The following is a 13,310-nucleotide window of genomic DNA, read 5'->3' as shown; positions in this document are numbered from 1 at the left end:
GTCCGCCGCCGTCGCTCCTCCCCACCGGGTGCCAGAATTCAGCGCTCCTAATCACGGAATGGCGTCTAGGACGCGCCTCACCGTTTCGTTGAATAGTGAAGCGCTTTTACTCTTTGAAACGCAATTCCGAACGCAAAACCGTCGCGTCCCATGCAGCGATTCAAAGCGCTACAGCGTCCTTTTGCGCTTCTGATAGGCGTCGCTGTAGAACAGCGCTAGTTGGTAGCTCCTGCATGCGCACCGCTTTCGAGCGTTTCGTCCAGATGCGCTCGCTTTTTGCGCGGCAGCGTCGGCTGCTCGAGCACCTTCACCGGCGCGCTGATGGTCGCGGCCGCGACCGTGCCGACATTCTTGGCGGTACCGGCAACAACGGCGGTGATGCTGTCGCCCAAGGTGACCTCGGAATCCGTCAGGGTCTGGCCGTTGACGATGCGCTGGCCGATCAGTTGCACGATTTGCGGGCTTTCGGCGAACTTGCCATGGTGCAGGCTATCCTCGGATTGGACCTTGGTGAGGTCGATCGCGGTGATGCCCGCCCTTTCAAGCTGCGTGCGATAGGGTTCGGCCGTGGGATCGATCGCGCCGAGCCGCGAGACGTCGCCCGATATGAAGCTCGATACGGCAAGCGCCCGGTCATCCTGCGACACGAAGATCGTGAATTTCGGCCGCTTGTCGCCCAATTCCACGAATTGCTTCGCGAAGACATCGAGGTCGATGTCCGGCGATGCGAGGATCACGTTCTTGATCTTGGGCGCGATGCCGCCGTCGCGAATGCCCATCTGCCGCAGCGACTCCATCGTCAGCCATGTGCCCATCGAATGGGCGAGAATCGTCACCTCATTGACATCGGGCGCGTTCGCCAGTGAGCGCAGTGCATCTTCGAGCGCAGTTCTCGAATAGTTGGTGCTCTCCTTGTCATAGTTGTAGTCGAACACACGGGCGCGAGACGGCCAGGTGAAGAGCATCGGCGTCGCGTCGGCGCCGGAATCATGGACGATCTGCGCCAGCCGGAAGACGGAATCCTCGTAAGTGTTGTTGAAACCGTGCACGAACAGGAGGATGTTTCCATCGACGCTATGCTTTCGGAACCAGGCACGCGCCTCGTCGCGCGATGCAAGTTCGTGCACGCGCGTCACGGCAAAATCGGTTTCCGGATTTGGCGGCAAGCGGCGGGGCCACTGCACGGTACCAGGCTTGCGTTGCGAATCCGGCGGGATCGACACCGCGACGTCCGTCAAGGAAAGCGCCGCGTTTCGTTCGCCGGAAAAGAGGGTCGCAGGATTCCCGGAAGGCTGGCGCGTCGTCGCGACGAGCATATCGACCTGCGATGTCTGGGTCGGCGCCGTCAGCGCCACCGGCGTCATCACGCCTTTTGGATGACCTCCGCATCCGACCAACACGGCAAGCGCCACCAACGCTCCCGCGGCCCTTCGTCCAGCTTTCCCAAGGCTGTCGCCGCGCGCGCGGAGATCCATCACTTCAGGCATCGGTATTCCCCTCTGACACCACTACCAGTCCCCACGCCACTTGACTGCGGCCACGCAAAAAATTGATGACACCTAACCGTATATCCGCACTTCAGCTTCTTTAGAAAGCGGAAACCGACCTTTCGGAGACTTCAAGAGTTCTCCCCGACCCTCGCTGGACGCGAGAGCGTCGCCCTGCGCGCGATTGTATTGGCGCTGGGGGCCAGTTCGGTCGACCTGGTTTGGGCTGTTGGGGGGCCTGGCGCAAGTGCCTGCCGTTGCGGCGGCAGGCAGTCTGTGCAGGTTCGACATGCGCGGTCGGCGGGAAGTCAATCCGCCACCACGGTCCATTTGTCATCCGGGTCGAAGCGGTCGATGAACGGCACGATGGCCTCGGTGCTCGGGCCGAGGTCGCGTTCGTAGACGATGCCCTGCTGGTTGACGAGGAAGGTCTTGACGCCGGTCTCGGCATAGGTGACCGGCCAGGCGATCAGCCCGAAGCCGGCGATCATGTTGTCGTTGATGACATAGTCGTATTTGCCGCCGGCGATATTGTCCCCTTGCGAGGTCAGGATGCGGAAGCGGTAGCCGAAATAGCCCTCGCCGGCCTTCGCCTTTTCGAGCGCCGCCTGGCTGATGGCGTCGCCGACCGGGCTGTCGCCGTCGCCTTGATCGGCCGGCCAGTAGAGCCCGTCGGTCTGGCCCGGGCTGCTGATCAGCTTCTGGGCATATTCGAGCACGCCGTCCGCATCGCGGTCCTGTGCGGCATAGTCCTTCTGCGCATCGACATAGGCGCGCGCCGTATCGATTGCCTCGAGCTCGTTCTCGCCGACGCGGCGGTTGACGATCTCCTCAAGCCCGACATAGGTGTCGAACGCCCATTTGCCGTCCTCGCCCTTGGTGATCGGGAATGGCAGCGGCCAGAGGCGATCGCCGATCTGGAGGATCTTTCGCTCATCGAGGTCGCGCACGACGACGTTGCGGGCCGCCCCCTCACGAATGAGCGCGAAGGTGTCCATGACCCCTTCGCCCGTCCTGAGCTTTGCCGCATCGAGGCCCAAAAGCTTCGCCAGGCCATCGAAATCATTGGCGGCGAGCGCCGATTTGAACGCTTCCACCGCCTTCAGCGGATCGTCGAACACCGGCGGGTCTTCGTCTGCGGCGTAGTCGTCGAGACCCGGCGCTTGCTGCTGCGCCTGGTCTGGCTGATTGGCCTGCGCGCAAGCGGCGTCGATGCTAAGGATGCTCGCCAGCGAGACCGCCGAGCCAAGGAAAAGTGTGTGCAAAAGCTTGGTCATGGCCGTTCTCCCTCCGCTTAGCGCCTGCCACGTCCACCACCGCCGCGGCCCCCGCCGCCACGGTGCATCGGTGGTCTGCCGCCGCCGCGGCTCATCTGCGGCCGCCCGCCGCCGCGCTGACCGCCGCCCATGCTGTGGCCGCCACGCCGCGACGAGGCCACCTCGCGCCGGCCCGAATTGACATTGCCGAGGCCCGACGGCCTGTTCGGCCGGTTCTGCGCCTTGGAAGCCATCTTCTTCTTCCCGGCCGGCCGGTTGACGGAGGGCTTGCTGCCGCCCTTCGGTCGGTTGACGCTGGGTTTCGCGCCGTCGGCTCTGGCTTTCGCCACCGCCTGCCCGCCGCCGGGCCGAGCCGCGGTCTCCCGTCTCGGCTGGGCCTTGAGCCCTTCGAGCGTGCTCTTGCGCACGTCCTTGAGCTGGCCGCCACCGCCACCCGGGCGCGCCTGCGGCCGGTCGCGATTGATCTCGGCGGCACGGTTGCGCAGGTTGTTGTTGCCGTTGGCCTTGATGTTGTTCTTGATGCTCGTCCGGTCGAACTTCTGAAGCTGGTCGCGGTCGAAATTGATCTTGCTGCGGTCGACGTTCTTCCAGTCGATGTCGTTCCAGTTGACCTTGCCGTCGAAGTCGATGTTGTTGAAGCACTTGTTGCAGTCGACATCGATGTCGCCGTCCCAGTCGCCGCCCCAGACGCCCCAATCGTCCCAGTCGATGATGGCGGCGAAGGCCGCACCGGTGACGGCTCCGGCGAAGAAGGCCGCACCGGGATACCAATAGGCAGGATAGGGATCTTCATAATAGCTGATCGGCGCCGGTGCGTAATCCGGTACGTAAAGCATCTCCGGCGGATACTGCGGTACGTAGATCGTTTCCGGGTTTGCCGACTGGATGACGATATTGTCGCCCTCCTCGACCACCTTCACCTTGTCGTCGGTCTTGATGATGTCCTTGGCGACCGCCTCATCGCGCAGTTGCTGGATGGCGATCAGGACATCCTTCTGCTGGTTTGCGATCGCCTCGCCGAATGACTGCGTCCATTCGAGGTCTTCGCTCATCATCTTGACGACTTGCGGATAGTTCAGCAGCGAGACAACGCTGCCGTCCCAGCCTTCCTTCGGTTTCAGGTCGGGTTTTTTCGCGCGCGCCTCGAGAAAGCGCTCGGCCTCGACAATCTGCAGCGGATAGAGCGCTGCCGCGGAAATCAGCGCCACCAGTTCATCCGGATAGAGCGCTATACGGGCAACCAGAACCTCGAGCTCGTCATCCGTCAGCGGTTCAGGCGCGACTTGTTGGGGCGCGGGCGGGGCCGTCGCCGTCTCCTGCGCCAGCGTGACGCCGCATGGCGCAAACAGAGTTAGCGCGGTCGCCGCCACGCGGCAGAGCACAAAGATCCGCTCCCAAGCCATATTCTTCCTCCAAAGGGCTGCAAGGGCATCTGCTTCATCCAAACCGCCTCGTGATCGAGCTACTGCGCAGGGCTCGACGCGGCGATTGTCTCTGGTCAACTTTCCCGGATCCGGCGTTAGTACAGCGCCGCCGGCTTTGATGAGGTATTTGCTGATGGGCTCGCGCTGCCCATTGGTTCACGGTGGCTTATATCGATGCCCGGAACAGTCGCCCGGTTAGTTGTCTGCCGAAGAGATGGAAGCAAGTGCGACCGCCCCAGAACAAATGGCCGCGAGTAAAATTTTCCCTCCGCGACTCATCGTACTCTCTTCCGCTTTTCTCTTGGCGGATGTTACGCCAATCACTTCTTTACGTCGTTGATTGCAATCAAAAGCGGGACGAACCCCTGTCTACAAGTCGCAAGCGAGACTAGCACTCTTGATGTTCGTGTCAAAGCTACAACAATCAATGGGTTTCAACCCTGGCGGAGCAGCGCCGACTGTGCCAGATGGATCATGGTCCAACACTCTCGGAGACTGGAAGTGGTGAAGCAGGGACGCCCCTCACCGAAGAGACAAGGCGGCGAAACGAAAGCCGAGGCCGGCAAGCGCGTAACGCTCGCGCGCGCGCTTTCCAAACTCGGCTACTGCTCCCGCACGCAGGCCGAGAAGCTGATCACCGATGGCCGCGTCAGCGTCGGCGGTCAAACGACGACCGATCTTTCACGCTGGGTCGACATCGAGGCCGACAGGATCGCCGTTGACGGTGTGACCGTCGCAGCGGAAGCAAAGATCTATCTGATGCTGAATAAGCCGCGCGGGCTTGTCACCACGCGCGAAGACCCCGAGGGCCGGCCGACAGTCTATTCCTGCCTCGGAGATGCCGAGGCGCGGTTCCTCTCGCCGGTCGGCAGGCTCGACAAGGCGAGCGAGGGCCTGCTGCTTTTCACCAACGACACGATACTGGCGCAGCGCCTGCTCGACCCGGAGACGCATCTCGGCAAGGTCTACCATGTCCAGGTGAACGGCATCCTCAACGACGACGCGATCGCGAGAATGATGGATGGAGTCGTCGAAGACGGTGAACGGCTGGTGGCCACGAGCGTGCAGCGGCTCCGAAGCGGCGACCGCAACAGCTGGATCGAGGTCGAATTGCAGGAGGGACGAAACCGGCAGATCCGCCGCATGCTGGACGTGCTCGGCTTCGAGTGCCTGCGGCTCGTGCGCGTCTCGATCGGCGAGATAAAGCTCGGCGACCTGGCAAAAGGCGCAGTCCGCGCGCTCACCGAAGCCGAAATCCGATATCTCCGCCAGCGCACAGGTCTCGAATCGTGAGCAATACGATGGGTGGATTTCCACCCATCGCCCGGCGACTTTGTTTCCAAATCCACCCATGTCGCGCGCATCGGGCACGAAAATCGGCAATGTGACCACTGGCGGCGGTTGTCTGTGCTAAAATCCCGTCTGCAAATAGGCGATCCAGTACCGGTACGGGAGGAACCATGCCGGCTGGTCCATAATTTCATCGGGAGGAAAAGATGAAAATTCTGCAAGCGCTTCTGGGCGCTGTCGCCGCCGTTTCCCTGTTTGCCGCCTCGGCCAGCGCCCAAAATTATCCCGAGCGCTCGATCACGATGGTTGTGCCCTTCTCGGCCGGCGGCCCGACCGACACGGTCGCCCGCCTGATCGCCGAATCCATGTCGAAGGATCTCGGTCAGCAGATCATCGTCGAGAATGTCGGCGGCGCCGGCGGCACGCTCGGTGCTGGCCGTGTCGCCCAGGCCGATCCGGATGGCTATACGGTGCTGCTCCACCATATCGGCATGGCGACCAGCGCCACGCTCTATCGCAAGCTCGCCTACGACACGCTGAACGCCTTCGAATATGTCGGCCTCGTCACCGAGGTACCGATGACGATCGTCGCCCGCAAGGACTTCGAACCGACCGATCTCAAGGGGCTGATCGACTACGTCAAGGCCAACAAGGATACGGTGACGGTCGCCAATGCCGGCATCGGCGCCGCTTCGCATCTTTGCGGCATGATGTTCATGAGCGCGATCGACACGCAGCTCACGACCGTGCCGTACAAGGGCACCGGCCCGGCTATGACCGACCTGCTCGGCGGCCAGGTCGATATCATGTGCGACCAGACGACGAACACGACGAAGCAGATCCAGGGCGGCACGATCAAGGCCTATGCCGTCACCTCGCCCGCCCGTCTCAAGATCTTCCCCGATCTGCCGACGGCGGAAGAAGCCGGTCTTCCCGGATTCCAGGTCGGCATCTGGCACGGGATCTACGCGCCGAAGGGCACGCCTGCCGAGGTGACCGAGCGCCTGTCGAAGTCGCTGCAGCTGGCGCTCAAGGACGAGAACGTCGTCGCACGCTTCGCCGAACTCGGCACCGAACCGTCGAGCCAGGAGGACGCGACACCAGCGGCACTGAAGGCCAAGCTCGAAAGCGAGATCGCCCGCTGGAAACCGGTGATCGAGGCCGCCGGCCAGTTCGCCGATTGATGGCGTGACAGAACTCGCCGCCGCCAACGCCTGTCGCAAGACAGGGGGCGGCGGCGACCCGTCTCCGTTCGGTACGGGGAGCCTTCGGACGGAAGGCGCGACCGGTTCGAGAATGTGGGGCGAGGTGCCGTTCATTCCCTCCTCATTCCGCGTCAGCGCCGCGACGGGACGTTGACAGCTGTCAACTCGACGAAGGTCCGGCACCCCTTGCCCGCATGACAAGACGCGAGCACATTCGTTTACAGCAACGCGCGTCTTTCGCGACGCGCAAAAGGACGCTGCAGCACTTTGAATTGCTGCCTGTTTTTATCCTTAAATAAGCTAGGATTTAAGGAAGCATGCAATGAAGGGAGCGCGGCTCAGCGGCTCCCGAACAAAATGGGGACACGATGAAATCCATCTCCTTCGACACGACCAATGCCCTTTGTGGCGGTATCCTGACGGCTGTCGGGCTGTTCTTCGCCTGGCAGTCGCTCGGCCTCGACCTCGGCACCGCCTTCCGCATGGGCCCCGGCTACTTCCCGCTGCTGCTCTCCTGTGTGTTGACGTTGCTCGGCGTCGTCATCCTGGTGCAGTCGGCTCGCGTGCAAGGCGAACCGATGGGTGCAATCGCTGTGCGCGGCATGCTCTTCATCCTGCCGGCGCCGATCTTTTTCGGGCTGACGGTACGAGGGCTGGGTTTCGCGCCGGCGATCTTCTTGACGGCGCTCATCGCCTGTTTTGCCTCCCACCGCATGAAGTCGCATTGGGCGCTCGCCATCTCCCTGGTGCTCACGGTCTTTTCCGTTGCGGTGTTCAGCTACGGCCTCAACCTGCCCTTTGAACGCTTCGGCCCCTGGGTCCGGTTCTAGGAGGCGGCCATGGAACTTTTCAGCAATCTCGCCCTCGGCTTTACCACCGCCGCCTCGCCGGCCAATCTTCTCTTCTGCCTGATCGGCGTTATGCTCGGCACGCTGATCGGCGTTCTGCCGGGGATCGGCGCGACGGCTACGATCGCCATGCTGCTGCCGATCACGTTCCAGCTGGAGCCGGTCTCTTCGCTCATCATGCTCGCCGGTATCTATTACGGCGCGCAATACGGCGGTTCGACCACGGCGATCCTGATCAACATGCCGGGCGAATCCTCCTCCGCGGTCACCGCCATCGATGGCTACCAGATGGCGCGCAACGGCCGCGCCGGCGCGGCGCTCGCGATCGCCGCACTCGGCTCGTTCTTTGCCGGAACCGTCTCGACCTTTCTCGTCGCAATCTTCGCGCCGCCGCTCACCGAAATCGCCCTGGAGTTCGGCGCGGCCGAATACTTCTCGCTGATGATCGTCGGTCTCGTCTCCTCCGTCGCGCTGGCGCACGGCTCGATCGTCAAGGCGCTGGCGATGGTAGCGCTTGGTCTTCTGCTCGGCCTCGTCGGCACCGACATCTATACCGGTACGCCGCGCTTCACCCTCGGCATCCGCGAATATGCCGACGGCCTCAATTTCGTGGCGCTCGCCGTCGGCGTCTTCGGCATCGCCGAAATCCTGCGCAATCTCGAAAACGAGAAGACCCGCGAAGTGCTGATGGCGAAGGTCACCGACCTGATGCCGACGCGCGATGATTTCAAGCGGATGTTCGCGCCGGTGGTGCGCGGTACCGTGATCGGCTCGGCCCTCGGCATCCTGCCGGGCGGCGGCGCGATCCTTGCCGCCTTTGCCTCCTACACGGTGGAAAAGCGCATCTCGGACCGGCCGGAGGAGTTCGGCCGCGGCGCCATCGCCGGTGTCGCGGGGCCGGAAAGCGCCAACAATGCCGGGGCGCAGACGTCCTTCATTCCGCTGCTGACGCTCGGCATTCCGGCCAACCCGGTGATGGCGTTGATGATCGGCGCTATGATCATCCAGGGCATCGTGCCCGGCCCGAATGTGGCGGTGGAACAGCCGGCGCTCTTCTGGGGCATCATCGCCTCGATGTGGATCGGCAATCTGATGCTGGTGGTCTTGAACCTGCCGCTGATCGGGCTCTGGGTGAAGCTCCTGAAGATCCCCTATTTCATCCTCTTTCCAATCATCATGGCCTTCTGCTCGATCGGGGTCTACAGCGTCAATTCCAACGTCTACGACCTTTACGCCGTCGCCTTCTTCGGTCTCGTCGGTTACCTGCTTCTGAAGCTGCGCTGCGAACCGGCACCGCTCCTCCTCGGCTTCGTGCTCGGGCCGCTGCTCGAGGAGAACCTGAGGCGCGCGATGATCCTGTCGCGCGGCGACCCGACGACGTTCGTCACCCGGCCGATCAGCGCGGTGCTCTTGCTGATCGCCGCGATCGTGCTCGTCGTCGTCTTCCTGCCGGCCGTCAAGGCCAAGCGCGAGGAGGTCTTCGTCGAGGAGGATTGAGCGGCGCCAATTGGCGCCGCCAGCCGCTTCTCGGTTGACAGCGGCGTGAGAAAGGAACCTCATGCGGGCTGGGGCGTTCAACGAGCAATCGGCGAGCACCCCGGCTTCGCCGATTCCGATCCTCGGAGAGGGAGGTTCCACGAAGATGATGCAGCGTCTGCTTGCCGCGGGCAGCCTGTTTTTTGCGGTTGGGGCAGCACAGGCCGACGAAACGGCATTCCTCGGATCACTCGAGGGAAACTGGACCGGCAGCGGCATGGTGAAGGTCCGGATCAACCGGTCGCCGATGAACGTGTCCTGCGTCTTCAATTCTGAAGCCAGCGGTCAGGCCCTGTCGATGAAGGGAACCTGCCGCGGTCTCATTGTCGTGTCGCGCGCCGTCGGCGCCGACTTGAAGTTTAATGGGGCAAGCTACAGCGGCACCTATGTCGGGCCGAGCGGAAGGCGGGCTGGCTTGACCGGAAGCCGGCGGGGCAATGCGATCAACCTCACGATCCGCTGGCCGAGGCTGGTAAACGGCGACCGCAGCGCAAACCTGACCGTGCAAAAGGTCGGACAGAACGGCATGAGACTGGTGACGACCGATGTCGACCCGAGCTCCGGGGATAAGGTCGTTACCAGCGACATCAAGCTGCAGCGGCAATAGCGTCGTTGCGCTGGATCATTTCATTGTTTCATTGAAACAGTGAAAGGCTCTAACTCTTTGAAACTACGCAATTTCCCGGCGGAAAACCGTTACACACTTTTCCTGGAGTTGCTCTAAAGCACGCCCCAGCCGCGATAGCGTCCCCTGCCCGTCATCTCGCGCACGCCGAGTTCGCGGACCAGGTTGAGCGCGCTGCGCGGCGTGACGCCGACTTGGCGGGCGATCAGCGCCGTCGAGACGATCGGTCGCGACAGAACGAGATCGATCAACCCCGGCAGATTGCTGCTCGAACGCCGATCTTTGATCCGCATTTCCATCTGCGTCTTTGCCAGGGAAAGCCGGTCGAGCTCCTTCATGCCGAGATCGGCCGTTACCGTCATCGCCTCGAGGAAGGCAACGAGCCGCGTCAGCCTGTCCTTCGACCGGCGGCGTTCGTGGCGGATCGTCTTCAGGCCGGTGTTGAACGCCAGCACGTGCGAGGACACCTTTCCGCGAAAACGCAGGTAAACCCCGACGAGCAGCGAGCCTAACCAGTGCTGCCGCCTGAGCGGCTCGATGCGTTCCCAGGCGTCGTAGAGGATTGCCGCTCCAAGAGAAGCCGGCAGCTGATCGGCCGTCGCCAGAACGGCGCGCCAGGCATCGAGCCGCTGCTCTTCGTCCCAGTCCTCCTCGAACAGCAGTCCGAGTTGGCCCATGGGTTCCGAACTCGTTTTTGCGGCTGGCGATAGCGATTCCATCTCGGCGATGCCGCTCGCGTGAACGTCCAGCAAGCGTTCGGAGCGAGCTATCGCCGCATCGAGTTCGGCAAATTCAGCGGCGAGCGGATTTTCGTCCGTTTCCTCGTCATTCTCCGCAAAGGCGGTATTTCGACGAGTCGATAGCTCCTGGCGATGGTTGTGCTCGGCGATCGCCTCGCCCTCGCCTCTCAGCACGTTCAGTCCGGCGCTCGTCAGCGCCCAGTCCGGTTCGACAAGATCCACCCGGCGGCGGGCACGCAACACCGCATGGGCGATGGTCAGCTCATGGGAGGGTGCGCGCGCGTCCATGTGCGCATCATGCAGGACCAGATCCTCGACATGCACCAATTCGCCGGCGACCCAGAGAGCGGCGGCGGCATCGAAGAACTGCCCGCGCTCGCGAAACCCTTCCGAAACCGGGTGCCGGCCGGCCCGCTCGTCGAGACGCGCAAGGCTGTCTTCCGCCGCTATCAGGGCCGGCAGCAGCGTTGGATGGAGCGGATCCGGGGTCTCGTATCTCATTTTAAAGACGAAGCGTTGTCGACGAAACGGAAGGTAACACGCGATTTCTTTCCGTCACAGCCTCGCCGGCCTTTCTCCCCTGCTAATATGCGGATCGGCGCAGTCTCAGGAGAATACGGCCGCCTAGCTTTCGGCGGCGCACATCGCACCACAGCCCCGATCTCAACGCACTCGAACCGCAGTTGACAGCTGTCAACAGGTGCACCAAGCGCAAGCGTCATTCCTTCGGCCGGTCGTTGGGATCAGCAAACGCTCACCCAACGCCATACCATAAGGGGCGAGGCGCTCATGTCACCGCGGCGCCGTTGACAGCTGTCAACTGACATCGATATGAAGTCGGCCACGATCGAAAGTGCCGGCTGCGTTCCCCGGAAAGAACACGGGCCGGAGAGTGAGGAATGATGGATAGCCTGCGACGGTGCTGCAGTTCTTGTTCGAGGCGGTGCCGATGTCACACAGGCGAGCGTCAATCGGCATTTTCGTGACCGTGCCTTACTGAATGCGTGAGAACGCACCAGCAGGATGGAAAGTCGAAAGCAAATCCCCGACTGCCGAAGTTCTGCGCCACCGCCTCAAGACCGATGGACAATCGGCTGCTGTGGAAAGACCTCTCGGCAGCTGGCAAGAGTGGAGAGCCCATGGCAAGCGTTCTGGCGGCAAGTGGCGGCGTCAAGCAGGTGATATGCATCAACTGGGGCACGAAGTACGGTCCGCCCTTCATCAACCGGCTTTACGCCATGGTGGCGCGCAACATCACGCCGCCATTCACCTTCACCTGTTTCACCGATAACCGCAGCGGCCTGCGGCCAGAAATCCTCTGCGAAGATCTGCCGCCGCTCGATGTGGCGATGCCCACCAACACCAAAGGCATCTGGCCGAAAGCACGGCTCTGGGGTCCAAAGCTCGGCAATCTCACGGGACCGGTATTGTTCCTCGATCTCGATCTGGTGATCGTCGGATCGCTCGATTCGTTCTTCGAATTTGGCGGGCCGGATGACGTGGTGCTCGCCCGAAATCAGACGACGCCGTTTGAACGGCTCGGACAGACGTCGCTGTTCCGTTTTCCGGTCGGCAAGCTCGTACCCTTGCAGGAGAAGTTCCGCGCCGATCCCCAAGGCGTCGCGGATGAATACAGTTTCGAGCAACGCTTCGTCACCCGCAATGCGCCGGGCGGCGTCAAACTCTTTCCGCGGCGCTGGGTCCTGCATTTCCGGCAGGATTGCCGCTGGCCCTTTCCGCTCAACTATTTCCTGGCGCCACGGCTGCCTGCCGATGGCCGCGTGGTGCTCTTCCCCCGCAGCCTGCTGCCGCAGCATGCGATCGACGGGCAGTTCGGCTACAAGAGCCGGCCGACGACACCGCTCGGGCATATCCGCGGCCTGTTTGCGCCAGACCGACGGGAGAAAAGCGCGTTCCGCTATCTGCGTCACTACATCCGCCCAACGCCATGGGTGGCGGAACATTGGCACGAGTGAGCGGCTTCACCGGAGACTTTGGAACGTTTTTCGTTGAACAGTGAAGCGCTCCAATTCTCTGAAGCAATGCCAGGCGCTAGCGCATCGGCCCGAAAATCGGAATCGATTTTCGGAAAGCACGATGCGTAGATTCAAAGACTTACAACGTCCTTTGTGCGTCCTGAAGGACGCACGGCGCTGTAAGCCGTTACACACCTCCTCGAATTGCTCCGCTGCCTGTCTCCTCAAATCGGAGACCACTCAAGAATAAGAACCACACAGCATTCGAAATGTCGTCGCGTCCTTTGCCCGTCCGATAAGACGCGCGACGCTGTAGAAGCACAGCTGCCGAAACGAGGAAATCCGATAGGCGCAAGGGGACCCCTGATCTGGCGCCTGTCCGTCAATTTTTCCGGTTAAGCGGATTGAACGGCGGTGTCGCCACGGCCGTTGACAGCTGTCAACTTAGACGATTTCCCGGTTTCGTGAGAGGTTGCTGACGTCGGCCCCGTTCGGTGGTCGATAATGCGGAACGTGGCTGTTTCCGGTCGTCCGAGGTGTCGGAAATTACGGGCAAGATAGCTTCCGCAAGGCGCAATTAAAGTCTTTTTTGCCAATGCGTTACGATAGCCGCAGAATTGTTAAGAAAGCTCCACCAGACACCGTAAAATACAGATCCAGGCGAATCCGCTTCGACACAGAGTTTCGGATATTTTGCTCCTCAACGCAATGGTTCGACTCGATGCAGCCGCGGGGCAGTGCGACTTGCCCCCTGCCCTGGTGCGGCCGACGAGAAGGTCGCTCCGTCCCGACGGCCTGGTCCTAGAGCGTTGCGTTCAAACGGCCCCATGCGGCGCGCGCGCGGTCTTTATTCTCATGCCTGTAGTCGTCCTAAAACCGCTGCACACTTTTGGGGCTATGCA

The 13,310-nt window shown here is 62.1% G+C and carries 10 protein-coding genes; 6 read left to right on the top strand and 4 right to left on the bottom strand.

Annotated elements, in window-relative coordinates; translation table 11 throughout:
- Positions 1–215 precede the first annotated feature (215 nt).
- The 3 genes from FKV68_RS24240 to FKV68_RS24230 form a co-directional block, all read right to left on the bottom strand.
- The gene (locus FKV68_RS24240; protein WP_245181391.1) at positions 216–1,475 is read right to left on the bottom strand and encodes an alpha/beta hydrolase; all 1,260 of its coding nucleotides are present in this window, start codon (positions 1,473–1,475) and stop codon (positions 216–218) included.
- 320 nt (positions 1,476–1,795) lie between these two features.
- On the bottom strand, positions 1,796–2,764 hold the full coding sequence (locus tag FKV68_RS24235) for a DUF2950 domain-containing protein (RefSeq protein WP_180943089.1): 969 nt from the start codon (positions 2,762–2,764) through the stop codon (positions 1,796–1,798).
- A gap of 17 nt (positions 2,765–2,781) precedes the next feature.
- A complete protein-coding gene (locus FKV68_RS24230) occupies positions 2,782–4,167 on the bottom strand; it encodes a DUF3300 domain-containing protein (protein WP_180943088.1) in 1,386 nt (461 codons plus the stop codon).
- Between the two features lie 525 nt (positions 4,168–4,692).
- Between FKV68_RS24230 and FKV68_RS24225 the strand changes: the two genes are divergently transcribed.
- From FKV68_RS24225 to FKV68_RS24205, 5 genes are all read left to right on the top strand, one after another.
- Positions 4,693–5,481, top strand: a complete 789-nt coding sequence (locus FKV68_RS24225) for a pseudouridine synthase (RefSeq protein ID WP_425347602.1) — start codon at positions 4,693–4,695, stop codon at positions 5,479–5,481.
- A gap of 203 nt (positions 5,482–5,684) precedes the next feature.
- Positions 5,685–6,662 (top strand): tripartite tricarboxylate transporter substrate binding protein BugD, encoded by a 978-nt coding sequence (locus tag FKV68_RS24220; RefSeq protein ID WP_180943086.1) that lies wholly within the window; start codon positions 5,685–5,687, stop codon positions 6,660–6,662.
- Between the two features lie 389 nt (positions 6,663–7,051).
- Complete coding sequence (locus tag FKV68_RS24215; RefSeq protein ID WP_180943085.1) at positions 7,052–7,513, top strand: tripartite tricarboxylate transporter TctB family protein; 462 nt, start codon at positions 7,052–7,054, stop codon at positions 7,511–7,513.
- Between the two features lie 9 nt (positions 7,514–7,522).
- Positions 7,523–9,028 (top strand): tripartite tricarboxylate transporter permease, encoded by a 1,506-nt coding sequence (locus FKV68_RS24210; RefSeq protein ID WP_180943084.1) that lies wholly within the window; start codon positions 7,523–7,525, stop codon positions 9,026–9,028.
- A gap of 145 nt (positions 9,029–9,173) precedes the next feature.
- Positions 9,174–9,674, top strand: a complete 501-nt coding sequence (locus tag FKV68_RS24205; RefSeq protein WP_180943083.1) for a hypothetical protein — start codon at positions 9,174–9,176, stop codon at positions 9,672–9,674.
- Between the two features lie 113 nt (positions 9,675–9,787).
- Here the strand turns inward: FKV68_RS24205 and FKV68_RS24200 are convergent, their stop codons facing one another.
- A complete protein-coding gene (locus FKV68_RS24200) occupies positions 9,788–10,933 on the bottom strand; it encodes an RHE_PE00001 family protein (RefSeq protein ID WP_180943082.1) in 1,146 nt (381 codons plus the stop codon).
- Positions 10,934–11,571: 638 nt separating this feature from the next.
- Between FKV68_RS24200 and FKV68_RS24195 the strand changes: the two genes are divergently transcribed.
- Positions 11,572–12,408: a glycosyl transferase gene (locus FKV68_RS24195; protein WP_180943081.1), complete on the top strand. Its 837-nt coding sequence runs from the start codon at positions 11,572–11,574 to the stop codon at positions 12,406–12,408.
- Positions 12,409–13,310 lie beyond the last annotated feature (902 nt).

Source organism: Sinorhizobium mexicanum (assembly GCF_013488225.1).
Taxonomy (GTDB): Bacteria; Pseudomonadota; Alphaproteobacteria; order Rhizobiales; family Rhizobiaceae; genus Sinorhizobium; species Sinorhizobium mexicanum.
The sequence above is the reverse complement of the archived record's forward strand: the minus strand, read 5'-3'. Positions and strand labels throughout refer to the sequence as shown.

Bases quoted from the DNA above. Each gene is read 5' to 3' on its own strand.
- FKV68_RS24195 (WP_180943081.1), top strand. From the start codon at position 11,572: ATGGCAAGCGTTCTGGCGGCAAGTGGCGGCGTCAAGCAGGTGATATGC.
- FKV68_RS24215 (WP_180943085.1), top strand. From the start codon at position 7,052: ATGAAATCCATCTCCTTCGACACGACCAATGCCCTTTGTGGCGGTATC.
- FKV68_RS24205 (WP_180943083.1), top strand. From the start codon at position 9,174: ATGATGCAGCGTCTGCTTGCCGCGGGCAGCCTGTTTTTTGCGGTTGGG.
- FKV68_RS24240 (WP_245181391.1), bottom strand. From the start codon at position 1,475: ATGGATCTCCGCGCGCGCGGCGACAGCCTTGGGAAAGCTGGACGAAGG.
- FKV68_RS24235 (WP_180943089.1), bottom strand. From the start codon at position 2,764: ATGACCAAGCTTTTGCACACACTTTTCCTTGGCTCGGCGGTCTCGCTG.
- FKV68_RS24210 (WP_180943084.1), top strand. From the start codon at position 7,523: ATGGAACTTTTCAGCAATCTCGCCCTCGGCTTTACCACCGCCGCCTCG.
- FKV68_RS24200 (WP_180943082.1), bottom strand. From the start codon at position 10,933: ATGAGATACGAGACCCCGGATCCGCTCCATCCAACGCTGCTGCCGGCC.
- FKV68_RS24220 (WP_180943086.1), top strand. From the start codon at position 5,685: ATGAAAATTCTGCAAGCGCTTCTGGGCGCTGTCGCCGCCGTTTCCCTG.
- FKV68_RS24230 (WP_180943088.1), bottom strand. From the start codon at position 4,167: ATGGCTTGGGAGCGGATCTTTGTGCTCTGCCGCGTGGCGGCGACCGCG.